Genomic DNA, 25,374 nt, shown 5'->3' with positions numbered 1-25,374 from the left:
CGTGACTGCCGCCGAATACCGCGAGACCGCCATGGCACCCCTCCCCGGGTGGCCGACCATCCCAGATACGCCCCTCACCGGCGCGGTGCGACTGCACGGCGAACAGGGCACCGTCGTCTACGTCCCCGCCCCGGACGGGCGCATGGTCGCCGTGCTCCGGGAGCACCTGCCGAGTGCCCCCGCCGCCTACCAGCCCCGGGACCTCACCCCGCAACCCTTGCTCGACCCGCGTGCGCAGCGCCTCGCGGCCGGTGGACTGCTCGCCGGGGGCGCCGGATTCGGGGCCGGGCAACTCCTCATCGGTGCAGGCCAGATCATCAGCGCGTTGGCCGGTCTCGGGTCGGCGGTGATGTGGGCCGCGATCGCGGTCGTCGCCTCCCGGCTCGCCCCGGCCCTGCTCGGCACCAGCCGCCCCACCACGGTTCACCACACCACGGTCAACAACCGGTGGTTCGGCCGCTCCACACACTGAACCGCCCTACGCCCCGCAGAAGCCCTGACCCCCCTCGCATGTGGGTCCAGACCCCCAGGGCTGCGAACGGCCTTACAGGGCCCTGCGAGGGGGTTGCACGGCCCCATTTTCCGCCGCTCTACGCGCGCGTGCGCGTAGGGCCCCACCCCTCCCCACCGCTCAACTCTGCAACTTCGCAGGTCACAGGTGGTTGCAGGGGTTCAACCGGTGCTGTCGACGCAACCGACAGCCCCGCCCCCCTGCAACTCGGGCGGGCCGGTGACGCCACGCAACGGCGCACCGGCCCTCATCCACGGTCTTGGAGGACCCTTTCGTGGACTGGAAGCAAGCATGGTCGACCACTGCCAACACCACCAACAACGCGCTGGATTCACTCGCGCCCGTCTGTGTTCCGTTCGCGGTCCGCTGGGACCTTGAGGCGGACCGTCGGGACAAACTGCGCACCCCGGAGCACCTCAAGGCGCTCATGGCGGCGCAGAAGGAGCACAACGCCGCACGCTCCACACAGGCCACCGCCAAGTCGCAGCAACTCACCGCGCGCGCCGCGTCGAACAATCCGTTCGCGGCCGGACGCCGCGCCGCCCGGGTGGCGAGCAAGGCAGCCGCGCGGCACGAGCGCGACACCCGGGCCAAGCTCAAAGCCGCCCGGGTGAACTACCCCAGCACGCTCAAGGCCCGGGCGATTCAAGCGCACTCGCTGCACACCGTGCCCACGGTCGTCACGTCCGCGCTCATGTCCGCCTCGCACCTGGCCCTGTGGCCGGCCGCCACGTCCGCCGTACTGGTCGGCGCGAACGTGGCCGGTCTCGCGCTCGGTCGCCGCACGCTGCGAGTGCCGGTGGACGAGTCCGTCTCGCTGGAAGAGCGTCAGCTCATGGAACGGCTTGACCCGTCGTACTGGGTGGAGCACGCCCCCGACCGTGGCCTGTCCGGCACGGTCACCACGCCCCCGGCCATGGAGCCGGGCGGCATCCGGTGTGAGATCCGGCTGGACGGGACGTGGACCGTCAAGACGCTCGCGGACAAGGCCGACTCGGTCCGTGCCCTGCTCGGAGCCCGCACCGCGCTGCGGATACGGATCACGTCCGCCTCGCGCGGCGGCTGGGCCGTCCTCACATTGGCGACTCGGTCGGCAGCCGCGGGCGTTTCCTCGCTGTGGACCCCGGACCGCATCCCGGCCGATCCGATGGCGATGAGCCTCGGTCTGGACACCGAGACCGGTGATGAGGTCCTGATCCCGTTCGATGAGCGGCTGTTGGTGTCCGGCGCGTCCGGCACCGGCAAGTCCTGGTCGTTCCGCCCGCTCATGGCAACCGCGCACCTGCGCGGGGACCTGCTCCTCATCGACGGCAAGGGCGAAGAGGCCAACATCTGGGAACACTCGTGCCGCGTCGCCGTGGAACGCGACGAGATCACGGCCGGTGTGGACGATGCGCACGCCGAGATGACCCGCCGCAAGGTGGACATGAAGCAGCGCGGCATCAGCGTGTGGGACGGACGTCAGCTCACCGTCGTCGTGGATGAGGGACAGGTGATCCTGGCCCTGATCAGCAAGGACAAAGACCGGCTGCAACGCCTGATCGAGCTGTCCTCGCTCGGCCGCTCGCGCGGCGTCGTTCTGTGGTGGGCCACCCAGTACCCGCTCACCGACGGCAGCGCTCCAGGCGTGCACAAGCTGATCGCACCCAACCTCCTCACCAGGTTCTCGCTGCGGGTGGCCGGCACGACACAAGCACAGGTCGCGCTCGACGACTGCGCGCACTACGCGCCGCACCAGATCCCCGACGGCCGCGAGTACCGAGGACACGGCTACCTCAAAGGCTACGGGCCGCGCATGCTCCGCACCTGGACCCTCGACGACGCGGGAGTACGCGCACTGCCCAAATCGATCTGGACCCCCGACCAGGCAACCGGCGGACAGGCGCCGCGACCCCTGCACCTGGTCAAGGAGACCGCCACACCGTCCGGGGCGCTGAGCAACCGGGACAAGGTGCTGACCGCCGTTCAGACCGGGGCCCGGACGGCCAAGGACGTGGCCGACCGGACCGGCCTCAACAAGGGCACCGTCTCCCGCGAAATCAGGGCCCTCACCGCCGACCGAGCCGTGCACAGGACCGCAGACGGCCAACTCCTGCCCGGCCAGCAAGCGGCCTGACCACCCCCGACGAACGACAACGGCGGCCCCCCTTCCGGCAAGAACCGGGGCCGCCGCCAATCCAGCACGCTGATACGGAACTGGAGACCTCCAGCATGACCCAACCGACAGACATTCGGCGAGAGCACCTCGCTACCGCGCTCTCCCTCGCAGCCTCCGGGGTGCCGGTACTGCCGTTACGAGCGGGGAAGGTGCCGTTCGGGAACTGCCGCCGCTGCGCCGACAACGTGTGTGGTGGCCGGCCGAACATGAAGACCCCCGGGCCCTGCACTTGCCCGGCGCCCTGCCACGGCTGGGCCGCCGCGACCACGGATCCGGACGTCATCCAGTCCGGCATGTGGCGCCGCGCATGGGTGCAAGCGAGCGCGGTTGCCTATCACCCCGGCGGAGCCTGGCTGACGGTCGTGGACCTGGACCACGCCGAAGCCATCACGTGGGCCCGCGAGACTCTGCCCCCCACGCGAACCGTGCCGACAACGCGCGGCGAGCACTGGCTCTACATGGGTCCCATGCAGTCCGCCAACGCCGTACGCCCCGGCGTGGACATCAAGTCGTCCATGCAATACGCCCGGTGGCTCGGCCCCGGCACCGGCACCATGGCGCCCCTGCCGGACATCGTGCGCGCCCTGACCGTGAAGCAGCCGACCACGGCCCGCCCGGTAGCCGTCACGATGCCCGCGCCGGTCGGCGGCGGGGGCTGCCCGCACCGCACGCCCACCTATCTGGATCGCGGGATCGCCATGGCGGAGCAGCGCATCACCGAGGCCCATGAGGCGGTGCACGCCACCGTCTACCGAACATTCCTCGCGGTGCTGTCCACGCACGGCCGGTGCGGCTGCCTCACCGAGACACACACCGCGCGGCTGTTCACCGCAGCGCAGGCCAAGGGCGAATCGCCCCGGCACTGCGCCGACGCGTGGACCAACGCCCTGACCACGTTGGGACTGAGCCATGTCTGAGGACGACAAGACGCCCGCCCGCGAGGTCATCGCGGACTACGCGCAGGAGCACTTCCGGTACTTCCGCACCGCTGACGGGACCGTGTACGCACAGAAGAACGGCCACCCCGTCGCCCGACCGATCCGCTCCCAGGGCACCACCGGCAGCCACCGCCAGGAACTCATGGTCGGCCTGTACAGGGACGGTCGCGGCGCATTCAACGGGTCCGCCATCAAGGAGGCACTGGACTTGATCGAAGCACTCGCACTGACCGAGACCGTCCAGCCGGTCCATATCCGCGTGGCCCCCGGCTTCGACGGGGCGACGTGGCTGGACCTGGGACGCGATGACGGGCAGTCCATCCGCATCCATCCCACCGGCTGGGACATCCTCACCCCCGACCCCCGCGAGGTTTGCTGGCGGCGCACGCAGCTCACCGGCGAACTCCCGCTGCCGGTCAAGGACACCGAAGGCAAGGGAATCGATCTGCTGATGAGGCTGTGCAACTTCGCCAACGCCGAGACCGAGTGCCTGGCCATCGCATGGCTGATTGGCTGCCTCGGGCCGTCCGTGCCCGTGCCCGCGCCGTTCCTCACCGGCCCGCAGGGCGCGGGGAAATCCACGGGTGGCCGGATGCTCGTGCGGATCATCGAGGGCATGAGCGGTGACCTGCGCAGGGCACCGAAGGATGAAGAGAACCTGATCGCGGCAGTGGCCGCCGGATGGGTCACCGCCCTGGACAACCTCTCCCACATGACCCCGGACCTATCCGACGCCATGTGCTGCATCGTCACCGGCGCCGAGAGCGTCAAGCGCGCCCTGTTCACCGACGGAGACGTCTTCCGCGTCGGCTACCGCCGCCCCCTACTCCTCACCGGCATCGACGTCGGCGTCATCCGCCCCGACCTCGCCGAACGGCTCCTGCCGCTCCGCCTGGAACGCCCCAGCGTCCGGCGCACCGAGGCCGAACTGTGGGCGGACTACGCGGAGGTTCTGCCCGTCGTCCTCGGCTCGCTCCTGGACCTCACGGTCAAGGTCCGCGCGGCCGAGGCGGAGACCCCGACCGATCTGCGGATGGCGGATTTCGCGCACCTGTGTGCGCAGTTCGATGCGGCGACCGGCCTCGGGTCTCTGCCTGCGTACCGGGCCAGTCTGGACGACCTGAACGACGACGTGATCGAGGGCGATCTCCTCGCGCAGACGGTCCTCAGGCACGCCGACACCATCGAGCCGGGAGCCGCGCAGCAGATGACGTCCACCGAGTGGCTGGCCTGCCTCAGCCGCCTCTACATCGACGATGGACTACACCCCTTGCCCAAGGGATGGCCCACCACCGGGAAAGTCCTCTCCGACCGGCTCAAGCGCCTCCAACCCACCCTGGCAGCCCGGGGTGTGCTCATCGACTCGGGCCGCACCAAAGCGGGCCGCTACCTCGAAATGACCCGCACCATCGCCCTGACCCTGCCTCCGCACGAGCAATCGCGGGCGTTCTGACCCGCGATCCGCACGTTCAAGCGAACGGCAAGAGGAGCACGTGCTCCTCTTGCTGTTCGGCGGAACGCCGCCCCCAGGGCGCGCCGCGCAGCGGCTCCTTCTTCGCTCTGTAAGGCGCACCCAACTACAACAGGCAGCCCCATCTTTGTCCTAAGTAGGAAGACGCTGCGTCACCCGCGTCACCCGGCCCGGAAAACGGCGCCTGACCTGCGCCAACAGCGATGACGCAGACGGCAGGCTCTGCGTCATCCTGCGTCACCTGCGTCACCCGGTGACGCAGCCGATGACGCACCGGTGACGCACGCTCGATCCGCCGCGTCACCCAAAACAGCAGGTCAGAGCCTCAAGTGACGCTGATGACGCGGTGACGCAGAAATCCGAACCTCGGACACACAGAGCCGGCCCCCCGAAACCGACGTGCCTCAACCTCCGAGGAACTCCATGAGCCGAACCAGTTCCGCTCAGCCCGACCCCCGCGCCACCCTTCGCGGCGGCCTACCAGATCGGTACCTCACTCCCGACGACATCGCCGAGATCTTCGGCGTCCCCCGCGAAACCGTCTACCAGTGGCGCAAGAAGCACACCGGCCCGCCCGGCTTCCGTATCGGCAAACACCTCCGCTACGACCCCGACGACGTGAGCGCCTACGTGAGGCAACGCAAGACCGCTGCCGCCGCCTAACCCAACGCCCAACAGCAGGGGCCCGGCCACAACGGTCGGGCCCCTGCCACGTCCCGCCCCAAGGAGCCTTACGTGGCCGGCCACATCCAAGACCGCTGGTACAAGACCGAAACCACCCAGGATGGCAAGACCCGAAAGGTCAAGAGCGAGCGACACGGCACCGGCATGCGCTACCGCGCCCGCTACGTCGGCCCTGACGGCACAGAGAAGAGCAAGTCATTCCCCGACCGGCAGAAGCGCCTTGCAGAGCAGTGGCTGAATGAGACGGCCGCCGACATGTCGCGGGGGCAGTACATCGATCCCCGCGCGGCGCGCATCACCTTTCAGCAGTTCGCAGAGAAGTGGGTAGCGACTCACACGACCGAGATCAACAGCCGTGAAGCGGCAGAACGGCGGCTCCGACTCCACGCGTATCCGTTCATCGGAACGCGCCCCCTTGCGTCCTTCCAGCCGGGTCACATCCGCACGTGGCTGGGCGAGCTGGAGACCAGGGTTCCCGCCAGCTCCCACCGGCGCATCATCTTCGGAACGGTCTCGGCTGCTCTCAGCGCGGCCGTGGATGACACGCTGCTGGCAAAGAACCCATGCCGAGCTCGATCGGTACAGATTCCCAAGGCGAGCCCTCCCCGAGTCGTTCCATGGACTTCGGCTCGGGTATTCGGCGTTCGCGCCGCACTCCCTGAACGCATGCGAGCAACAGTGGATGTGGCCGGCGGATGCGGTCTACGACAAGGCGAGGTCTTCGGACTGTCGGTAGATGAAATTAACGAAACGGGCGGCTGGCTCGCTTTGGGGCATCAGCTGAAGCGCATTCGCGGCAAGTTCGTCTTTGCTCTGCCCAAGGGCGGGAAAGTACGAGACGTGCCACTCCCCCACGCCGTATCCACCGCCCTTCGTGAGCACTCCGAGAAATACGCCCCGGTCGAGGTGACGTTGCCATGGCGCACTCCCGATGGGCCTCCTGTGACGAAGCGGCTCATCTTCACCGGAGCGTCCGGCGACCACGTAAGGGTGAGCCACTTCAACGACCGAATCTGGAAGCCTGCTCTCGCGGTCGCGGGCATCATTCCGCAGCCTGAGGAGGGCCAGCGGTATGCAGCGGCTCCCGAGGACGGCATGCACGCGTTGAGGCACTTCTACGCGTCGGTCCTACTCGATGCTGGCGAGAACATCCGGGCCCTGAGTCAGTACCTCGGTCACTCCGACCCAGGGTTCACGCTGCGGACGTACACGCACCTGATGCCGAGCAGCGAGGGACGTACCCGCAAGGCCGTGGACAGTCTGTACGAGGCGCCCCCGGAGCATGATCACGGCCCAGAGACGGCCCCATAGCCACTTCGCGGCCCCGATCAGCAGCGAACATGCTGGTCGGGGCCGCATGGCCCTTGCTGCCGGAGGCTTCATTTATTTCTGGCCGCTGTTCACCGGGGACGCGATTCCGCTCAGCCAGTGGAACGACCGGATGTGGCTGACCACCTGGGTGTAGCAGCAGGCCGGCCGCGGCCCGCCCGTCACTGCCCCGTCAGCGTGCGGACGGCTTGCGCGGTCCACCGGACGCCGGCTCCAGGGGCCGACGCGACGTAGGCGGCCACCGTGGCCGCGTCCCACGGCCCGGCCTCCAGCAGGCCGAGGGCGAGGCACCGCACGTATGACGAAGAGGGCTCGGTCCCTGGCACGTCGTTCGCGCCCCAAGGGGCGGTGAAGGTGACCACGGGCAGACCGTCCACCTGCCCGGGACAGACGAGCGTCTCGTAGCGCCCGTCACCCAGTCGTGCGACGCCGGTCGCGAGTACCTCCGTCAGATCGAGGTCACCGCACGGCTCCCTGTACATCTCCTGGGCGGCGATGTCGGAGAACTGCGACGCCGAGACCAGATGAGCCCGCGCGAGCACCCGCCCCTCTCCGTGAGGGTCGTAGAAAGCCCGGCCGCCGCCCCAGACACGTGACTCCGTAGCGAAGAACAGGGTCCCCGGCAGCTCCACGGGAATGGACCGTCGCGGCAGGTCGCGGTCCCTGCACCCCGGGTGCGTGACGCTCGCGCCGGGCGGCCTGCCTCCTTTGATGTAGTAAGTGAGCCGCTCCAGGTGCATGTTGGAGCCGTACGAGGCGTACCAGACCTGCCTCGGGGACCGGTCTTTCGTTCGGCCCGGGTCAATCGGGTGTGCGGTCGTCATCGGCCGGCGCTCCTGGGTGGTGACAGGTGGATGTACTCGCCGTACACGTCATACCGGATGACGGACCGGTCACCCGGCAGAAACGTGCGGCTCACCGCTCGGAGCGGATCGGAGCCAACAACCCGGGGAACGACCGTATGCGGATGGACACTTGGGTGTGACACGGGCCATGGTCCCGGTCATGTAACGGCTTCCACAGATGTCCCAGCCGTCCCGTACGCTGCTGCCGTAACTCTCTTGAACATGTTCAAGGAGACTCCTGGGGAGGGGACGCAGCGATGCGTGGTGGGACAAAGATGGGTCTGGTCGGCGGGGTGTTCGCCATCGTGCTCAGCGGTGTGGGGTACGGCGCCTACAACGTATGGACGGGGCTCAACAGCACCAGCGGTGGCGGAGGCGGCAGCACGACACAGGCCGCGCCGGTGCGGACCGGGCCGCCGAGCGGGGACGAGATCAGCCGTACGGCAAAGGACTTCCTAGCCGCGTGGGCGAGTGGCGACGCAGACAAGGCCTCGCAGCTCACCAACAACGCGACCGACGCACAGCCCCTGCTGGCCGGCTACTCCGAGGACGCGCATGTCAGCAAGGTGACGCTGTCACCGGGGGCGGCGGCCGGCGCGAAGGTGCCGTACACGGTCAAGGCCACCGTCTCGTACGAGGGGAAGACCAAGCCCTGGTCGTACTCATCCTCGTTGACCGTGGTCAGAGGGCTGAGCACGGGCAAGGCCCTGGTCGACTGGGAACCGTCGGTGATCCACCCGGACCTCAAGAAGGGCGAGACGATCAGGACCGGCGAGGCGGCCTCCGCGCCGATCAAGGCCGTCGACCGGAACGGGACCGAACTGACGAAGGAGAAGTACCCCTCGCTCGGACCGGTGCTGGACGCATTGCGGGATAAGTACGGCGACAAGGCGGGCGGCAAGCCAGGCATCGAAACCGCCATTGAGAGCGGTTCCGCCGACAGCGCGCCGGCCAGGACGCTGGTGGTACTGGCCAAGGGCAAGCCGGCGCTGCTGCACACCACGCTGGATGCCGGGGTGCAGGCGGCGGCCGAGACGGCGGTGAGGAAGTTCAGCGAGTCGTCGGTGGCCGCGGTGTCGGCCGGTACCGGCGAGATACGGGCGGTCGCCAACAACCGGGCGGACGGCTTCAACGCGGCGATGCAGGGCAAGCTCGCGCCCGGCTCGACGATGAAGATCATGACGGCCGCGATGCTCATCAACAACGGCCTGGCCAGTGAGCACAGCCCGGTCCTGTGCCCGCCGGACGTCACCTGGCAGAGCCAGACATTCCACAACCTGGACAACTTCTCGATATCCGGCGGCACGCTCGCGATGAGCTTCGCCCGCTCCTGCAACACCGCTTTCATCAAGCCTGTCGGCATACTCAACAACCGCCACATCGCGGACACCGCGCTGCCCTCGACGGCGGAGAAGTACTTCGGCATCGGCAAGGTCTGGAACGTCGGCATCCCCTCGTTCGACGGCAGCGTCCCGCAGACCACCGGACCCAACACCGCGGCGGCGATGATCGGTCAGGGCCTGGTCCAGATGGACCCGCTCAATATGGCGTCCGTCACCGCAACCGCCCGCAACGGCACCTTCCGCCAGCCGGTCATCGTGCCGAAGTCCCTGATCGACGGCGGGCGCGCCACCGGGCAGTCCCTGCCGTACAACACCGCGCAACAGCTCCGCGACATGATGCATCTCACCGCGACCGCGCCGTACGGCACGGGCACCGTGGCCATGTCCGGCGTCGGTGGCTACAAGGGAGCCAAGACCGGTTCGGCCGAGGTGGACGCGCAGGGCAAGTCCAACAGCTGGTTCACCGGATTCAGCGACGATCTGGCCGCCGCTGCCGTCGTCCAGTCCGGCGGGCACGGCGGGGATGCCGCAGGTCCGGTGGTCGCGGCGGTGCTCCGCGCGGGGTGATACCTGCTGGCACGGCCCGCACGCGGGACGTTAGCGTGCGGGCCATGAGTTCTTCCGAACCTGCTGTCCACCCACGGTTCGCCGAAGCGTTGCGGGACCTCGGCCTGACGGTCGAGGTCCGCACCTTCCCCGAAGCCACCCGCACCGCCGTCGAAGCCGCGGCCGCCATCGGCTGCGAGCTGAGCGCGATCGTCAAGTCGCTGATCTTCGAGGCCGACGGGGTTCCCGTGCTGGTCCTGATGGACGGGTCCTCGCGCGTCGATGTCGATCTCGTACGCGCCGTGCTCGGCGCCGAGAAGGTCACGCGTGCCGATGCCGCGCTGGTACGCGAGACCACCGGATACGCCATCGGCGGCGTCCCGCCGTTCGGCCACCGCACCCGCACCCGGGTCGTCGCCGACCGGGGGCTGCTGCGACACCCGGTGGTGTGGGCAGCCGCCGGGACCCCGCACACGGTCTTCGCGCTGGAGCCGAAGTCGCTGGTCGCGTACGCGGGTGCCACGCCGGCCGACGTCCGGGAGGACGCCGCGTGACGCTGACGGTCATCACCGCGGTGGTCATCGCCGCGATCACGCACGCCAGTTGGAACGCGATAGCCCACCACATCAAGGACCAGCTGCTCTCGTTCACACTCATATCCGGCGGCGGGGCCGCACTCGGGCTGCTCGCGGCGTCGTTCGTGCCGTTCCCGGCCGCCGCCGCATGGCCGTATCTGATCGGCTCGGCCGCTCTGCACGTCACCTACATGCTGCTGCTGATGCGCTCGTTCACCCTCGGCGACTTCGGGCAGATGTACCCGATCGCGCGAGGCACCGCACCTCTGGTGGTGACCGTGCTGGCCGCGGCCTTCGTGCATGAGACCCCGGACGGCTGGCAGCTGGCGGGTGTCGCTGTCTCCTGCACCGGGCTCGTCGGGGTGGCCCTGTGGGGCCTGCGGGGCTCCCGCCCGCACTGGCCGGCCATCGCCGCCGCCCTGGCGACCGGCCTTGCCATCGCCTCGTACACCACGGTCGACGGCGTCGGGGTGCGCGCATCCGGTTCGTCGCTCGGCTATATCGCCTGGCTCATGATCCTCGAAGGCATCGCCATCCCGGTCTACGCCCTTCACCGCCGACGCGCCCTGCTTATGCCCCAGTTGAAGCCGTACGCGGTGCGCGGGCTCATCGGCGCGGCCATGTCCGTCGTGGCGTACGGCCTGGTCCTGTGGGCCCAGACCCGGGCGCCGCTCGCGCCGATAGCGGCGCTGCGCGAGTCGTCGATCATCGTGGGTGCGGCGATAGGAGCCGTCTTCTTCAAGGAACGCTTCGGCCGGCCACGCATCGCGGCAGCCGGACTGATGGTCGTCGGCATCGGCCTGATGCTGCACGCCGGGTAGCCGGCCCCCTGCCGTCCGCCTGCTCCGGTCATCACTGCCCGGCATCCGGACTGCGCCGGACGGCATCTCGCTCCGGGGGCACCGTTCACACCTCACCGGGCTGCGGTTCCACGGGCTGCGGTTCCACGGGCTGCGGTTCGACGGGCTGCGGTTCGACGGCGGCCCGGGCGGCAGCTGTCAGCAGGTCACTCAGCAGCAGGCCGAGGCCGAGGTCCAGTGTCCGCTCACGGTCCTTGTCACCGAGCGCCTGCGGGCACAGGGCGGCGGGCCGTGCGATCCACAGGATCTTCCAGGCCAGCGCGTCGACCGCCTCCCGCTCACGCACCGCGTCGGCCAGCCGCAACGAATGGAGGATCTGCCGCAGCCGGTGGCACACCGCATCGGGTAGCGGACCGTCCATCGCGGTGAGCGCGCCGGCCATCGACGCGGGGGATGTCCGGGCGATGGCCGCCGTGGTCGGATGGCTGCGGATGCCCCGTGCCACGTGCACCAGATGGGCAACCGTTCCGGAGATGGTCCCCCGACTGGGACAGGCGTGTTCGGCGGTGTCGAAGACGGTCATCACCTCGGCTGTGACCGCGAGTTGCCGCAGGGCCTCCGGAGATCTCCACCAGCGGTAGAGGAAGTTCCGGGACGTTCCACTGCGCCGGGCGATCGCGCTGAGAGTCACCGCCACCCCGTCCGCGCGCATCAGGTCCTGGACTGAGGTGATCACATTCCGCTCGCTGTAGGGACTGACCACGTCCTCGAATTCCCGCCCCACGGCATACCCCCCTTAAAAAAACGTGCGCAACAGACCGCGAAGTGTCATCGGAACACTCGTATGAGCGGCCCGTGAACAACACCGGGAGAGATGTTCACGAATTTCAGCAGAGGGGTTGTCCGGCGGCCATCCATGCCGACGACCCTAGGACGCCCCACTGACACGTACCGCAGTTGCCGGCAGCGGCTGCCACCGGAACCCGCAGTCGCCGGAGCCGGATCCGTCGGGCCCGCGAAGAACGTATGTCAGCTGTCGTCCGGCTCGGCGTCGCCCTGCTCGGCCTCGTCGCTCTCAGTGGGAAGTGCCCGGCGGAACGACGTGTTGACCGCCAGCAGCCCGCCGTCCACCCGCAGAGTCGTTCCGGTGATCCAGGAGGCGTCGGACGAGGCGAGGAAGGCGATGGCCGCCGCGATGTCGTCCGGCTCGCCCACTCGTCCCAGCGGGTAGACCGGAGCGAGCCGTGCCAGGGCGCGGTCGCGACCGGCCCAGGCCTCGGAGCGGATGGTGCCGGGCTCGACCAGATTGACTCGTACGCCGCGGGGCGCGGCCGAGCCGGCCAGGGTGCGGGTGAGGCTCGTCAGGCCCGCCTTGGCCGCGCTGTAGCCGTGGTTGCCGAAGTCCTGCGCGCCGTTGACGGAGCCGACGTTGACGATGGCGCCACGCCCGCCGGCTGCCGCGAGGTGCGGCAGCGCGGCCCGTGAGGCCCGGAACGCTCCGGACAGGGTTGCGTCCAGGTCACGGTGCCATGACGCGTCGTCCTGGTCCTCGAAGAGCGGGGTGTCGGGGGAACAGGCGTAGGCGTTGTTGACCAGGACGTCGAGGGCGCCGAACTCGGCCACCGCATGCGCCACGGCCGCCTCGACGGCGGTCCGGTCGGTGACATCGCAGGCGAACGACGCCGCGCCGGGGATGGTCGCCGCGGCCTTCTCGGCGCGCGCGCCGTCCAGGTCGGTGACCAGGACACGGGCGCCCTCATCGGCGAATCTCCGTGCGGTGGCTTCGCCGATCCCTCGTCCCGCACCGGTGATCAGTACCGCGTACCCGTCGAACCGCCCCGTTCGCTCCATGCATCGATCATGCCGCCGACCGCACCGCCCTGACCAGAGCCTGGGCGCGGGGGTCAGCCGTCACTCCCTTCTGCAGGCCATTGGTCACATATCCGAGCGCGATCCCCGACTCCGGGTCCGCGAAGCCGAGCGAACCGCCGCGGCCGGGGTGGCCGAACGAGCCGGGGCCGAGCAGTGGCGACGCCGGACCGTGCAGCATGAAGCCCAGCCCGAAGCGGGTGTTGACGACGAGGACACGGTCGGGGCCCGACGATTCCTCGGTGCGGGCGAGGGCCAGCGTCGCCGGGGCGAAGAGCCGGGTCCCGTTGTCGACAGAGCCGATCATCGACGCGTAGACCCGGGCGAGTGCGCGGGCAGTGGATATCCCGGCGGACGCGGGCAGTTCGGCGGCGCGGTACTCGGGTGCGTTCTCGTCGGGGAACGGGGCGATGGCGCCGAAGGCGCGGCTGGTGAGCGAGCCGGGGTCGGCGTACGCCTCGCTCACCGAGCGCTTGGGCCTGATCTTCAGCCGGCCGCCGACCGGGGGCGCTTCGACCGGTCCGATCCGGCCGACCCGGTGGGCCTCCTCAGCGGGCAGCCCCACCCAGAAGTCGATGTCGAGGGGGCGGGCGATCTCCTCGGCGATCCACCGGCCGATGGTGCGTCCGGTCACCCGCCTCACCAGCTCGCTCAGCAGCCAGCTGTATGTCTGGGCGTGATAGCCGTGGTCGGTGCCCGGCTCCCAGGCGGCCTGCTGGGCTGCGACCGCCCGCGGCCCCGACTGCCCGTCGATGGCCTCCGCGGGTGTGAGCGGCCGGTCGAGCATCGGCACTCCACCCCGGTGGGCGAGGAGGTCCCGGACCAGCGCGCGCTCCTTGCCGCCCGCCTTGAACTCCGGCCAGTACGTGGAGACGGGGGCGTCGAGGTCGAGCTGACCTCGCTGGTGCAGCAGCAGCGGGACGGCCGCGGCGACTCCCTTGGTCGCCGACCGGACGACCTGGGCGGTGTCGAGCGCCCAGGGCTCGGAGCCCTCGGCGTCCCTGGTGCCGCCCCAGAGGTCGACGACCTTGTGACCGTCGCGGTAGACGGTGACGGCGGCCCCGCGCTCACCGCGCTGGCCGAAGTTGCCGACAAAGGCGTCCCTGACCGCATCGAAACCGTCCGCCACTGTCCCCTGGACGTCCACCACGTCGTGCTCCCGCGTCTACCCGCACGTCCCGTCGACGTACGTCTCCCATGGTGCGGTGCGCCTCCGGACGGCGTTCCCCGGGGGTACGGTGCGCCCCCGGCAGGGTGTGCCGGGGGCGCACTCCCTTCCGTTGGAACGGTCACCGACAGAACAAATAAGACAAAAGGTGGGATATTTGGTGTAAGCGCTCGCCGGGGAGGACAAGACTGTGGCGAGAGGCACGCCAAAATCAGCACAAGGCGAGGAGCTGGAGATGGAGATATCCCCCTCCGTCGAGATGTCCGCACGGGGCCATGTCGTCACCGACACCCCCGGACACTGGACCGTCGTCCGCGTCGCCTTCCGCTACGATCCCGCGTCCGACGCGGGGGACGTGACCGTGGTCTTTCCCGGCGGCACCGAGTGGGTCTTCGCCAGGGAGCTCCTCGAGGCCGGTCTGCGCGCGCCGCAGCGCAGCGGCAACGTGGGGATGTGGCCCTGCGGCCGGGCCCAGGCGGTGCTGGAGTTCCACTCGGCGCACGGCGTGGCGGTCGTCCAGTTCGACAAGGCACCGCTGATGCGCTTCCTGGGCCGTACGTACAGAGCGGTCCCCCATGCCGTGGGGCATGGAGGACCTCAGCGCTGAGCGGTCGATGCCCGAGGGGCGGCCGCCCCGGGGCATCCCCCCGAAGGACGGCCGCCCGGATGTCAGACCTTGACCAGCTCCCGCTGCTGCTCGAGCTCGATGTGCTTGTTCAGTCCCTCGCCCTCGACGTCCACGTTGGGCAGCGCGCGGTCGAGCCAGCGCGGCAGCCACCACGCCCGCTTGCCGAGCAGCGCGAGGACCGCGGGCACGATCGCCATACGCACGACGAACGCGTCGAAGAAGACCGCGATGGCCAGACCGAAGCCGATCATCTTGATCATCGCGTCGCTCGCGCCGATGAATCCCGAGAAGACCGCGATCATGATGACGGCCGCGGCGCAGACCACCCGGGCACCGTGCTTGAAGCCGGTGACCACAGCCTGTCCCGGCCGCTCCCCGTGGACGTAGGCCTCCCGCATCCGGGTGACCAGGAAGACCTCGTAGTCCATCGCGAGACCGAAGACCACACCCACCATGAAGATCGGCATCATCGACATGATCGGGCCGGTCTGCTGGACTCCGAAGACCGAGCCGAGCCAGCCCCACTGGAAGACAGCGACGACCGCGCCCAGGGCGGCGACCACCGAGAGCAGGAAGCCGAGTGCCGCCTTCAGCGGGACCAGCACCGAGCGGAAGACCACCATCAGCAGCAGGAAGGCCAGACCCACCACCAGCGCGAGATACGGCAGCAGCGCGTCGTTCATCTTCTGCGAGAAGTCGATGTTCATCGCCGTGGCACCGGTGACCAGGACGGTGGCTCCGGTGTCGGACTTGATCTGTGCGCCCGCGTCCCGGATGGAATGGACCAGGTCCTCGGTCCTGGCCGATGAGGGCCGGTCCTTCGGGATGACGGTGATCGTGGCGGTGTCGTGCTGCTTGTTGTAGGTGGCGGGCAGGACCGTGACGACTCCGTCGAGTCCGGCGATCTTCTTGTGCACCCTGTTCACCGCGGCCGTGCCGTCGCTGACACCCTTGACGTCGGCAACCACCATCAGCGGGCCGTTGAACCCGGGACCGAAGCCGTCCGACAGCATGTCGTAGGCCTTGCGCTGGGTGGTGTCGGTCGGCTGAGCGCCGTCGTCCGGAAGACCCATCTGCAGTGAGGCGGCCGGTACGGCGACGGCCCCGAGGCCGATCACACCGACCAGCAGCACCATCACGGGACGGCGGAGTACGAAGCTCGCCCAGCGGGTGCCTCCGTTGACCTTCACCGCGGCGCCCTCGACCGGGGGCTTCCTGCGGGCCTTGCGACCCAGCACCCGCTTGCCGGCGAAGCCCAGCAGCGCGGGAATCAGGGTGAGCGCGATAAGCACAGCGATCACGACCGTGCCGGCGGCGGCGAAGCCCATCTTCGACAGCATCGGAATGTTGACGACAGCCAGTCCGACCAGCGCGATCACCACGGTCAGCCCGGCGAACACCACGGCGGAGCCGGCAGTTCCGGTGGCCCGTCCGGCCGCTTCCTCGGGTTCGCGGCCTTCGGCGAGCTCGGCCCGGAACCGGGAGACGATGAAGAGCGCGTAGTCGATGCCGACCGCGAGGCCGATCATCATGGCCAGCGTCGATGTGGTGGATCCCAGATCCAGCACGTTGGCCAGTGCCGTGACGGTGGAGACACCGATTCCGACACCGATGAGCGCGGTGATCAGAGGAAGACCCGCGGCGATCAGCGAACCGAAGGTCACCATCAGTACGACCGCGGCAATGACCACACCGATGATCTCGCCCGACCCGGTCTCCGGCATGGCCTGGAGGGCGTCACCGCCGATCTCCACGTCGTACCCGGCGTGCTGCGCCCTGTCGCCGGTGTTCTGGAGCGAGTCCTTCGTCTTGTCGGTGAGCTCCATCGAGCTCACCTTGTAGGCGACCTGCACATAGGCGGTACTGCCGTCCCTGGACACGGCCTTGGCCTTGTACGGGTCGGTCACCGAGGCGATCTGGTGGGAGCCGGTGCGCAGATCCGCCGCGACCTTCCGGACCTCCGCCTTGTTGTCGGCGTCGGTCATCTTCTCGCCGGCCGGCGCCTTGAACACCACTCGTGCCGTGGCGCCGTCGGCGCTTCCCCCGGGGAAGCGCTGGGCGAGCAGATCGAAGGCCTTCTGGGCCTCGGTGCCCGGTATGGAGAAGGAGCTGGAGGTGGCGGTGGCAGCGGAGGCGGCGCCGAAACCGGCGAGCGCCAGCAGCGCCACCCACACCAGAAGGACATAACGGCGGCGCCGGAAGGCAAACCGTCCGAGCTTGTAGAGGTACGTGGCCACGAGGGCGTCTCCCGGTCAGGTCGGGTGGAAAAGGGCGTAAGGAACCAGCCCGACGACGAGAGCAGCGTGTCAGGTGGGCGGATGGGGCGGTATCGGTGGTGCGGTGTCAGGTGACGGGCTAGACGCCGAGGGCGGGGAGAATCACGGCGTCCAGATACTGGGTGAGGAAGGCGCGGTCGGCCGGCCGGTCCTCGATCAACTGCCGGGCGACGAATGCGCCGACCAGCATGTGCGGGACGAAGCCCAGCGCGGGATTGCCCGCACTGACCTCGCCGCGCTCGACGGCGCGCCGCAGCAGCCGGTCGAGGCCCGTCAGCTCGGGCTCGATCAACAGCTCACGCAACGCCTGGTACAGATCCGGATTGTCGTGGACCGCATGCATCAGACCCCGCATCAGGGCGGAGTTCTTCTCCATCTCGCAGTCGTTCTCACGGGCCACCATGGCGTGGAAGTCACGCCGCAGTGAACCGGTGTCGATGTCTTCGATCCGGACGGGTTTGTTGTGCCGCAGCGCTCGAGCCACCAGCTCCGGCTTGCTCCCCCACTGGCGGTAGAGGGTGGCCTTGCTGGACTTGGTGCGGGCGGCGACGGCGTCCATGGTCAGGGCGTCGTATCCGACCTCGCGCAGCAGGTCGAGTACGGCTGCGTACAGCTCGGCCTCGCGTTCCGGCGTGAGTCTGCTCGCCATCCTCGACCTCCCTTCGGCTGCCTGGAGCGGTCCGAGTACATGGCGTACGCCGGAAGGCTCTGAGCGGAACGGCTTTGAACGAAACGGTTTCGTACACCACGACATTACGCCCCGCCTGAGCGAAACGGAGGCGTTTCGCTTGTGGGCTCCATCACCGTTGTCGGCCCGGCATAAGCGGGCACCGCACGAATGTGCGACCGCGAGGCGCGGCAACCACGAGTTGCCGGGCCCTCTCCGCCCGGAAAGCATGGGAGGGTGAGCCAAGTCGATGCAGGCGATGCCGCGTACCTCCGCTTCCCGCACCTCCACGGCGACCTGCTGTGCTTCGCGAGCGAGGACGATCTCTGGGTTGCGCCTCTCGCCCCGGCAGGCGCCCGCCCCGGCCGGGCCTGGCGGATCACCGTCGACCGCACCAGAGTGGGCCATCCGCGCTTCTCGCCCGACGGCAGGCACCTGGCGTACACGAGCTGGCGCAGCCTCGACCCGGAGATCCATCTCGCCCCCGTGGCCGGGGGCCCCTCCCGGCGGCTGACCCACTGGGGAGCACTCGACACCCGGGTCTGCGGCTGGACCCCCGACGGCGACATCCTGGCGGTGGCCTCACACAGCCAGCCCTTCTCCTACTTCAGCTGGGCCTACACCGTCGCCACCGACGGCTGCCCCGGTGCGAAGCTTCCGTGGGGCCCGGTCAGCGACATCGCGGTCGGGGACGTCGAAGGGCAGCGCCGTACGCTGCTGCTCACCGGGAAGCCTCCGCACGAACCCGCCGCCTGGAAGCGCTACCGCGGTGGCGCGACCGGCCGGCTGTGGCTGCACGGCGAGCGGCTGCTGGCCGGCATCGGCGGCCATCTGGAAAGCCCGATGCTGGTGGCGGGCCGGGTCGCCTTCCTCTCCGACCACGAGGGCATCGGCAACCTCTACTCCTGCCTGCCGGACGGCACAGGCCTGCTCCGTCACACCGACCACGACACCTTCTACGCCAGAAACGCATCGACCGACGGCCACCGCGTGATCTACCAGTGCGCGGGCGACCTCTGGCTCGCCGACGACCTCTCGCCCGGTGCGCTGCCGCGCCGGCTGGACGTCCGGATCGGCGGTCCGCGCACCGGCCGGCGCAACTACCAGGTCCCCGCCTCCCTCCATGTCGACAGCCTGTCCGTCGACGAGACCGGCCGGGCCAGCGCCGTCGCCGTACGCGGCAGCCTCTACTGGCTCACCCACCGCGACGGCCCGGCGCGCACCATCACCGACACGCCGGGGGTGCGGATCCGGCTTCCCGAAATGCTCGGCAGCGCGGGCCGGGTCGCGTACGTCACCGACGCCGAGGGCGAGGACGCGATCGAGATCGCGTACATGCCGCGGGCCAGCGGCCAACGCCCGCCGCGGCGGCTCGCCTCCGGGGCGCTCGGGCGGGTGCAGGAGCTGATCTCGGACCCGGAGGGCGAGCAGCTCGCCATCGCGTCGCACGACGGGCGGCTGCTGCTGCTCACCGTGCCCGACGACGAGACCGACGAGATCGGGGAGACCGGCGGAACCGGCGGGACAGGTGCGGAAGACGAGGGCGGCGAGGAAGACGGGGGCGGGCCCATCGGCGCCGACCGGGCAGGCGGAGAGGTCACCGAACTCATCCGTTCCGTCAACGGCCCGGTGCGCGACCTGGCGTTCTCACCCGACGGCGCCTGGCTGACCTGGTCGCACCCCGGGATCGGCCGCTCGTTGCGCCAGATCAAGATGGCCAAGATCGCCGGCGCTATGGCCCCCACCGTCGTCGACGTCACCAACGGCCGCTTCGAGGACGAGAATCCGGTCTTCACCAGCGACGGCCGCTATCTGGCGTTCCTGTCCTGGCGGGGCTTCGACCCGGTCTACGACGTGCACACCGGCGACCTCTCCTTCCCGCTCGGCTGCCGCCCCTACCTGGTCCCGCTCTCGTCCGCCACGCCCTCGCCCTTCGCCCTGCTGCCCGACGGCCGCCCCGCGGCGGGCGGGCTCGACCCGGTCGACGCGATGGGCGACGGTGTGAGCGACAGCATGGGCGACGGCGGCGGCAGGGTGCTGGTCGAGATCGAGGGCCTGGAGAACCGGGTCACCCCCTTCCCGGTACCCGCGTCCAAGTACTCCGCCCTGCATCCGGTCAGCGGTGGCGGCCTCGTCTGGCTGCGCTGGCCGATCTCCGGCGCCCTGGGCGAGACCTTCGTCAACCCGGCCGATACGTCGGGCCGGCCGACGCTCGAACACTTCAACATCATCAAGGCGCGCAAGGCCGAACTGGTCGACCACCTGGACTCATTCGCGGTGAGCCGCGACGGAAGCCGTCTGGTGGTCGTCGACGAGGGCGAACTGCGCGCGGTTCCCGCCACCGAGTCCGGTGACAACGACACCACGGTGTTTCTCGATCTCCGCCGCATCCTGCACGAGGTCGAGCCGCCGTCCGAATGGCGCCAGGCCTTCGACGAGGCGGGCCGCATCATCCGCTCCTACTTCTGGGAGCCGCAGATGTGCGGCATCGACTGGTCGGCGATCCTCGCCCAGTACCGCCCGCTGGTCGAACGGGTCGCGTCCCCGGACGAGTTCGCCGATCTGCTCCGCGAAGTCCTCGGCGAACTGGGCACCTCGCATGCGTACGTCAGCCCGGCCCGCCGCAACGAAGGCCCCCCGCACTACCAGCGCGCGATGGGCCTGCTGGGCGCGAACCTCGTCTGCCGGGACGGCGCCTGGGTGGTCCAGCGGATCCTCCCCGGCGACTCGTCCGACTCCAGGGCGCGCTCCCCACTGGCCGGGACCGGTATCCGCGAGGGAGCCGTCCTCACCCATGTGGACGGCCGCCCGGTGGACCCGGTGACCGGCCCGTACCCGCTGCTCTCCGCCGCCGGCGGCACGACGGTCGAGCTCACCTTCCAACCCCCCGAGGGGGGCGGGCGTTCCCGCCGGGTGGCCGTGGTCCCGCTGGTCGACGAACGCCCGCTGCGTTACCAGGACTGGGTGAACAAACGGCGCGCCGTCGTCTGGGAGCTGAGCGGCGGCAGGTGCGGCTACCTGCACATCCCCGACATGGGGGGTTCCGGCTGGGCACAGTTCAACCGCGATCTGCGGCTGGAGGTGTCCCGCCCCGCACTGATCGTGGACGTACGGGGAAACGCGGGCGGCCACATCAGCGAATTGGTGGTGGAGAAGCTCACCCGTACCATCGTCGGCTGGGACCTCACCCGGGACGCACAGCCCGTCTCCTACGCCTCCAACGCCCCCCGGGGCCCGGTGGTCGCGCTGGCCGACGAGGCGACCTCGTCCGACGGCGACATGATCACAGCGGCCTTCCAACTGCTGAACCTCGGCCCTGTGGTCGGCCAGCGCACCTGGGGCGGCGTGGTCGGGATGACGGGGCGGCATCAGCTGATCGACGGCACGGTGATCACGGTCCCGATGAACGCGGCCTGGTTCGACGACTACGGCTGGTCCGTGGAGAACCACGGCGTGGCACCGGACCTGGAGGCCCTGCGCACCCCACTGGACTGGGCGGAGGGCCGCCATGCCCAGCTCGACGACGCCGTCTGGGCCGCGCTCGATCTGCTGGCGGCGAAGCCGGCGAAAGAACCGCCCGACTACAGCGACGTACCGGACAAACGGCGCCCGGCTCTGCCACCCCGCCGGGGGCGCTAGCTGCGGGCGCTCCGGCACCGTCGAAGAGGGCATCCTCGCACCCGGCTCACCCCGCCCCATGGACCCGCCCCACCCGCGGCACACCCCGCGCACGGAGGTGAGACGCGCCCCGCAGGGGGCGCGCCTCACGTCTCACCGGGCCGGGGGCGAACCCGCACGGCGCCCGCTTCCGGCCCGTCTCCGGGCCGGTCGTGTCGCGGCTCGAACCCGACCCGGATCAGGCGTCGAACTGATCCCGCAGCCGGTCCTGCGCACCTTCGGTCCGCCGCCGACCCGCGTCCTTCATGCCGTCGGCCTCCGAGGGCCGCTCGGACTGCTCGTCCGCCGTTCGGCCACCGGATTTCTCCGCCCGCTCGGCGAGTTGCTTCGCCTTGTCCCTGAACTGGTCCCTGATGCCCATGCGGTCTCACTCCCAGCGCGTTCGTGGAGAGGGCGGGGGCTCACGCCCCCAAGGCCCCGCCCAGCCTGCCACGGTGGAGAAGACCACGCATTTCGGAACCTAACGCTCGGTGCGGGCCTTCTCGTCAGCAGCTCCCCCGGCGCCCACCAGACCCCGTGCGACCCCCGCCAGCCTCGGCTCGAAGCGGCGCATCTCGCGCTGCCCGACGACACCGATCACCGAGGGCAGATAGCCCCGCACGGACTGCATCCCGCGCAGCCACCACTGCGCGTACACGTGGGGGGAGCGCCGCTCGATACCGGCCACGATGCGGTCCACCGCCGGACCCAGCGGATACGTGCGGTTGGCAGGCCACGGCAGCCGCTGCCGCAGCTCCCGCATCACCTCGTCCTCGTCGGCGCCGCGCACCATGTCCGTGTCGGTCCAGGACAGATACCCGACACCGACCCGCACTCCCTTGTAGCCGACCTCGGCCCGCAGACAGTGCGCGAAGGCCTCGACCCCGGACTTGGACGCGCAGTACGCGGACATCATGGGCGCGGGTGTGATCGCGGCGAGCGAGGCGATCTGGAGAAAGTATCCGCGGCTCTCCATCAGTACCGGAAGGAAGGCCCGCGCGGTGACCGATCCACCCACCAGGTTCACTTCGATGACCCGGCGCCAGGCATCCGGGTCGGAGTCCACAAGGGGCCCGCCGGTCGCCACTCCTGCATTGGCGACGACGATGTCCACCTTCCCGAACCGCGCCTTGACCTCCTGAGCGACCCGCGCCATGGCCAGGTGGTCGGTCACGTCGGCGTGCCAGTGGTCGCTGTCGGTGTGCAGCCGCGCCGACACCGCCTTCAGCTCCTCCGGCTCCAGGCCGATGAGCGCCACCTTCGCGCCGCGCGCCGAGAGCTTGCGGGCCAGCAGTTCGCCGACACCCCTGGCCGCGCCGGTGACGACCGCGACCTGGCCTTCAAGGCTGTTCCTGCTCATACGGCCTGCTCCTTCTGCTTCTCCACGCGTACATAGGTGTTGACGAGTTCCCGCAACCGGTCCGCGACCACGTCCGGGGCTTCCATCGGGGTCATGTGACCGATCCCGGTCAGCTCGGTGAGCCCCAGGCCGTCCGGCAGCGCGGCGGCCAGCGCCCGGGCGTGCACCGGCGGGGTGAGCCGGTCCGCGGTACCCACGATCACCGCGGTCGGTACGCGCAGCTCCCGTATCCCCGCCTCCAGATCCAGCTCGGCGAGCACCCGCGACCAGGCCACTCGGGTCCCCCGTGGGCAGGCGTGCACGATCCGGGCGCACTCGGCCACCCGGTCGGGGACCGAACCTGGCCCCATCGTCCCGTACTTGAGAATGCGCCTGGACACGGCGGTCGCCGGTCCCAGCGGGGCCCGCGATCCGAGGATCAGCCGGGTCAGCCGGGTCCGCAGCCGCCCGGGGCGCATCGGCACCACCAGCGACTCGGCGATCAGCCGCGAAGCGCCGGTGCTGCAGAGCAGCACCGCGGCGGTGTGTTCCCGGAACCCGGGCCGCCCGGAGGCGGCCATCATGGTCATCCCGCCCATGGAGTGCCCGCCGAGTACGGCCCGCTCGCCCGGCTCGAGAGCGGCGGCGAGCACCGCCTCCAGGTCATCGGCGAGTGCGCCCGTGGAGTAGCCGTCGCGCCCGGCACCGGGTGAACGGCCGTGCCCACGCTGGTCGTAGACCACCAGCCGGTGATCGGGGACGAGGTCCCTGATCTGGGCGGCCCAGAATTCCGTCGAACAGGTCCAGCCGTGCGAGAGCACCACGGCAGGGGCGCCTTCGGGGCCGTGGACCTCGGCGTGGATGCGTGAGCCGTCGGCCGAGACGACGGTCAGTTCCCGCGCGGCGGTGCTCACACCGCCTCCTTCTCGACGGCACGGTCCGCGGTGCCGGCGCTCGCACCTGCCGCCCGGATCACCTCGTACTCCCCGAGATCCACCGACCTGGTGGCCTTGCGGAACTCGGTGGTGGTGCCCGGCCAGATCGTGGTGTTGCGTCCGTTGGCGTCGAGATACCAGCTGGTGCAGCCGCCGGTGTTCCAGACGGTCCGCTTCATCCGCTGCTGGACGCGCTCGTTCCACGCGCCCACCGCCGCCGGCCGCGGGTCGAGTGCGACCCGGCCGCCGAGCACGTTCAGCTGGCGCAGGTAGTCGGCGAGATAGCTCAGCTGGGACTCGATCATCAGAATCATCGAGGAGTTACCGAGACCGGTGTTCGGCCCGATGATCGTCATCCAGTTGGGAAAGCCGGCCGCGGTGGCGCCGCGCAGCGACTCCATGCCGTCCTTCCACGTCTCGGCGAGGGTGACGCCCTGGGCGCCCACCACCCGGTCGGCTATCGGCATGTCCGTGACATGGAAGCCGGTCCCGAAGATGATCACATCGGCCTCGGTCTCGGTCCCGTCGGACGCGACCAGGGTGTTGCCACGCACCTCCTTGAGACCGGAAGCGACCACGTCGACATTGGGCTCGGCGAGCGCCGGATAGTAGGTGCTCGACAGCAGGATGCGCTTGCAGCCGATCCGGTACGAGGGCGTCAGCTTGGCGCGCAGTGCCGGGTCCTTGATGGAGCGGCGGATGTTGGACCTGCCGATGGACTCGATGAGCCCCAGCTCGTTGGGCCGCTTGGTGAAGGCGCTGACCTGCAGCTCCCGTATGCCCCAGAGCAGTCGCCTGCGCGCGCTGGCGGTGAGGGGAACCTTGTCGTGCAGCCACCGCTCGGCCCCGCTGATCGCCCGGTCCATCCGCGGCATCACCCAGGGCGGTGTGCGCTGGAAGAGCGTCAGCCGCCCCGCCTCGGGCTGGATCGCGGGCACGATCTGGATCGCGGAGGCCCCGGTCCCGATCATCGCGACGCGCTTTCCGCGCAGGTCGTAGTCGTGGTCCCACTGCGCGGAGTGGAAGATCTTGCCCTCGAAGCCGTCGAGCCCCGGCACCTCGGGGATCTTCGGGTCGGAGAGCGGCCCGGTCGCGGAGACGACCATGTCAGCGGTGAGCGTGCCCCGGGAGGTCTCGATCTCCCAGCGCAGTTCAGCGTCGTCCCAGTGCATCTTCAGCACTTCGTGTTCGAGGCGGATATGCGGCCGCAGGCCGAAGGTGTCGGTGACGTTCTCCAGGTACGCCCGGATGTGCGGCTGGCCGGAGAAGGTGCGCGGCCAGTCGGGGTTGGGCGCGAAAGAGAACGAGTACAGATGGGAGGGCACATCGCAGGCGCACCCCGGATAGCTGTTGTCGCGCCAGGTCCCGCCGACCGAAGCGGCCCGCTCCAGGACGACGAAGTCGGTGATCCCCTCGCGGCGCAGCCGGACAGCGGCGCCCAGGCCGCCGAATCCGGATCCGATCACCGCCACTCGTACGTGCTCGTGCTGGGCCATGCTGCCGCCTCCTGCAATACCCCGACTCTGCCAGCAATCACTGGCACTGTTTGGAGACTAGAGCACCCGCGTACTGATGGGTAGGGGTCGGCGGAGCGAAAGTTACCTCCGGTACGACATAGGCTTCCCGAGTGGCAGA

General features: G+C 69.8%; 21 protein-coding genes. 11 read left to right on the top strand and 10 right to left on the bottom strand.

Annotation, left to right across the window (positions count from 1 at the left end):
* Position 1 precedes the first annotated feature (1 nt).
* The 6 genes from OHS16_RS18345 (at position 2) to OHS16_RS18320 (ending at position 7,073) form a co-directional block, all read left to right on the top strand.
* Positions 2 to 472, top strand: a complete 471-nt coding sequence (locus tag OHS16_RS18345; RefSeq protein WP_328538290.1) for a hypothetical protein — start codon at positions 2 to 4, stop codon at positions 470 to 472.
* A 313-nt stretch (positions 473 to 785) separates the two neighbouring features.
* Complete coding sequence (locus OHS16_RS18340; RefSeq protein WP_328538289.1) at positions 786 to 2,627, top strand: ATP-binding protein; 1,842 nt, start codon at positions 786 to 788, stop codon at positions 2,625 to 2,627.
* Between the two features lie 95 nt (positions 2,628 to 2,722).
* Positions 2,723 to 3,586: a bifunctional DNA primase/polymerase gene (locus OHS16_RS18335; RefSeq protein WP_328538288.1), complete on the top strand. Its 864-nt coding sequence runs from the start codon at positions 2,723 to 2,725 to the stop codon at positions 3,584 to 3,586.
* Complete coding sequence (locus OHS16_RS18330; RefSeq protein WP_328538287.1) at positions 3,579 to 5,060, top strand: ATP-binding protein; 1,482 nt, start codon at positions 3,579 to 3,581, stop codon at positions 5,058 to 5,060. The genes OHS16_RS18335 and OHS16_RS18330 overlap by 8 nt, the downstream gene beginning before the upstream one ends.
* Positions 5,061 to 5,501: 441 nt before the next feature.
* Complete coding sequence (locus OHS16_RS18325; protein WP_328538286.1) at positions 5,502 to 5,741, top strand: helix-turn-helix domain-containing protein; 240 nt, start codon at positions 5,502 to 5,504, stop codon at positions 5,739 to 5,741.
* Between the two features lie 72 nt (positions 5,742 to 5,813).
* Positions 5,814 to 7,073, top strand: a complete 1,260-nt coding sequence (locus OHS16_RS18320) for a tyrosine-type recombinase/integrase (protein WP_328538285.1) — start codon at positions 5,814 to 5,816, stop codon at positions 7,071 to 7,073.
* A 179-nt stretch (positions 7,074 to 7,252) separates the two neighbouring features.
* Here OHS16_RS18320 and OHS16_RS18315 read toward each other — a convergent pair whose 3' ends face one another.
* Entirely contained in the window at positions 7,253 to 7,915 is a 663-nt protein-coding gene (locus OHS16_RS18315; RefSeq protein WP_328538284.1) for a histone deacetylase, read from the bottom strand.
* Between the two features lie 278 nt (positions 7,916 to 8,193).
* On the opposite strand from OHS16_RS18315, the gene OHS16_RS18310 reads away from it, so the two are divergent.
* From OHS16_RS18310 to OHS16_RS18300, 3 genes are read left to right on the top strand one after another with little or no spacing between them, the layout of a single operon-like run.
* Positions 8,194 to 9,846, top strand: a complete 1,653-nt coding sequence (locus OHS16_RS18310; RefSeq protein WP_328538283.1) for a penicillin-binding transpeptidase domain-containing protein — start codon at positions 8,194 to 8,196, stop codon at positions 9,844 to 9,846.
* A gap of 44 nt (positions 9,847 to 9,890) precedes the next feature.
* Entirely contained in the window at positions 9,891 to 10,379 is a 489-nt protein-coding gene (locus OHS16_RS18305) for a YbaK/EbsC family protein (protein ID WP_328538282.1), read from the top strand.
* Complete coding sequence (locus tag OHS16_RS18300) at positions 10,376 to 11,221, top strand: DMT family transporter (RefSeq protein ID WP_328538281.1); 846 nt, start codon at positions 10,376 to 10,378, stop codon at positions 11,219 to 11,221. Before OHS16_RS18305 ends, OHS16_RS18300 begins: the two co-directional genes overlap by 4 nt.
* Positions 11,222 to 11,306: 85 nt before the next feature.
* On the opposite strand, the gene OHS16_RS18295 is transcribed toward OHS16_RS18300, so the two are convergent.
* The 3 genes from OHS16_RS18295 to OHS16_RS18285 all read right to left on the bottom strand — a co-directional run bounded on the left by OHS16_RS18295 (position 11,307) and on the right by OHS16_RS18285 (position 14,216).
* A complete protein-coding gene (locus OHS16_RS18295) occupies positions 11,307 to 11,984 on the bottom strand; it encodes a hypothetical protein (protein ID WP_328538280.1) in 678 nt (225 codons plus the stop codon).
* 245 nt (positions 11,985 to 12,229) lie between these two features.
* Positions 12,230 to 13,051 carry an SDR family NAD(P)-dependent oxidoreductase gene (locus OHS16_RS18290; protein ID WP_328538279.1) on the bottom strand — a complete coding sequence of 274 codons (822 nt, stop codon included), beginning with the start codon at positions 13,049 to 13,051 and terminating at the stop codon, positions 12,230 to 12,232.
* A gap of 7 nt (positions 13,052 to 13,058) precedes the next feature.
* Positions 13,059 to 14,216, bottom strand: coding sequence for a serine hydrolase domain-containing protein (locus OHS16_RS18285; RefSeq protein WP_328540896.1), 1,158 nt, complete (start codon positions 14,214 to 14,216; stop codon positions 13,059 to 13,061).
* 256 nt (positions 14,217 to 14,472) lie between these two features.
* Here OHS16_RS18285 and OHS16_RS18280 point away from each other — a divergent pair, with 256 nt between their 5' ends.
* Entirely contained in the window at positions 14,473 to 14,844 is a 372-nt protein-coding gene (locus OHS16_RS18280) for an SsgA family sporulation/cell division regulator (protein ID WP_443042645.1), read from the top strand.
* Positions 14,845 to 14,906: 62 nt separating this feature from the next.
* Here the strand turns inward: OHS16_RS18280 and OHS16_RS18275 are convergent, their stop codons facing one another.
* Both OHS16_RS18275 and OHS16_RS18270 read right to left on the bottom strand, forming a co-directional pair.
* Positions 14,907 to 17,102: an MMPL family transporter gene (locus tag OHS16_RS18275; RefSeq protein WP_328538278.1), complete on the bottom strand. Its 2,196-nt coding sequence runs from the start codon at positions 17,100 to 17,102 to the stop codon at positions 14,907 to 14,909.
* 118 nt (positions 17,103 to 17,220) lie between these two features.
* The gene (locus OHS16_RS18270) at positions 17,221 to 17,790 is read right to left on the bottom strand and encodes a TetR/AcrR family transcriptional regulator (RefSeq protein WP_328538277.1); all 570 of its coding nucleotides are present in this window, start codon (positions 17,788 to 17,790) and stop codon (positions 17,221 to 17,223) included.
* A gap of 255 nt (positions 17,791 to 18,045) precedes the next feature.
* Here OHS16_RS18270 and OHS16_RS18265 point away from each other — a divergent pair, with 255 nt between their 5' ends.
* A complete protein-coding gene (locus OHS16_RS18265) occupies positions 18,046 to 21,447 on the top strand; it encodes a S41 family peptidase (protein ID WP_328538276.1) in 3,402 nt (1,133 codons plus the stop codon).
* A gap of 217 nt (positions 21,448 to 21,664) precedes the next feature.
* Here OHS16_RS18265 and OHS16_RS18260 read toward each other — a convergent pair whose 3' ends face one another.
* The 4 genes from OHS16_RS18260 to OHS16_RS18245 form a co-directional block, all read right to left on the bottom strand.
* Positions 21,665 to 21,847 (bottom strand): hypothetical protein, encoded by a 183-nt coding sequence (locus OHS16_RS18260; protein WP_328538275.1) that lies wholly within the window; start codon positions 21,845 to 21,847, stop codon positions 21,665 to 21,667.
* A gap of 99 nt (positions 21,848 to 21,946) precedes the next feature.
* A complete protein-coding gene (locus OHS16_RS18255) occupies positions 21,947 to 22,825 on the bottom strand; it encodes an SDR family oxidoreductase (protein WP_328538274.1) in 879 nt (292 codons plus the stop codon).
* Positions 22,822 to 23,718: an alpha/beta fold hydrolase gene (locus tag OHS16_RS18250; protein WP_328538273.1), complete on the bottom strand. Its 897-nt coding sequence runs from the start codon at positions 23,716 to 23,718 to the stop codon at positions 22,822 to 22,824. Before OHS16_RS18250 ends, OHS16_RS18255 begins: the two co-directional genes overlap by 4 nt.
* Positions 23,715 to 25,235: a flavin-containing monooxygenase gene (locus OHS16_RS18245; RefSeq protein ID WP_328538272.1), complete on the bottom strand. Its 1,521-nt coding sequence runs from the start codon at positions 25,233 to 25,235 to the stop codon at positions 23,715 to 23,717. Before OHS16_RS18245 ends, OHS16_RS18250 begins: the two co-directional genes overlap by 4 nt.
* Between the last annotated feature and the right edge of the window lie 139 nt (positions 25,236 to 25,374).

It is taken from the genome of Streptomyces sp. NBC_00344 (assembly GCF_036088315.1).
In the GTDB taxonomy this organism is placed as follows: Bacteria; Actinomycetota; Actinomycetes; order Streptomycetales; family Streptomycetaceae; genus Streptomyces.
Note: the sequence above shows the minus strand (reverse complement) of the source record. Positions and strands in the feature narration are given on the sequence as shown.

What these genes read in the sequence shown, in the direction of transcription:
- OHS16_RS18335 (WP_328538288.1), top strand. Translation starts at nt 2,723, where the DNA reads ATGACCCAACCGACAGACATTCGGCGAGAGCACCTCGCTACCGCGCTC.
- OHS16_RS18330 (WP_328538287.1), top strand. Translation starts at nt 3,579, where the DNA reads ATGTCTGAGGACGACAAGACGCCCGCCCGCGAGGTCATCGCGGACTAC.
- OHS16_RS18325 (WP_328538286.1), top strand. Translation starts at nt 5,502, where the DNA reads ATGAGCCGAACCAGTTCCGCTCAGCCCGACCCCCGCGCCACCCTTCGC.
- OHS16_RS18315 (WP_328538284.1), bottom strand. Translation starts at nt 7,915, where the DNA reads ATGACGACCGCACACCCGATTGACCCGGGCCGAACGAAAGACCGGTCC.
- OHS16_RS18310 (WP_328538283.1), top strand. Translation starts at nt 8,194, where the DNA reads ATGCGTGGTGGGACAAAGATGGGTCTGGTCGGCGGGGTGTTCGCCATC.
- OHS16_RS18305 (WP_328538282.1), top strand. Translation starts at nt 9,891, where the DNA reads ATGAGTTCTTCCGAACCTGCTGTCCACCCACGGTTCGCCGAAGCGTTG.
- OHS16_RS18290 (WP_328538279.1), bottom strand. Translation starts at nt 13,051, where the DNA reads ATGGAGCGAACGGGGCGGTTCGACGGGTACGCGGTACTGATCACCGGT.
- OHS16_RS18280 (WP_443042645.1), top strand. Translation starts at nt 14,473, where the DNA reads ATGGAGATATCCCCCTCCGTCGAGATGTCCGCACGGGGCCATGTCGTC.
- OHS16_RS18270 (WP_328538277.1), bottom strand. Translation starts at nt 17,790, where the DNA reads ATGGCGAGCAGACTCACGCCGGAACGCGAGGCCGAGCTGTACGCAGCC.
- OHS16_RS18260 (WP_328538275.1), bottom strand. Translation starts at nt 21,847, where the DNA reads ATGGGCATCAGGGACCAGTTCAGGGACAAGGCGAAGCAACTCGCCGAG.
- OHS16_RS18255 (WP_328538274.1), bottom strand. Translation starts at nt 22,825, where the DNA reads ATGAGCAGGAACAGCCTTGAAGGCCAGGTCGCGGTCGTCACCGGCGCG.
- OHS16_RS18245 (WP_328538272.1), bottom strand. Translation starts at nt 25,235, where the DNA reads ATGGCCCAGCACGAGCACGTACGAGTGGCGGTGATCGGATCCGGATTC.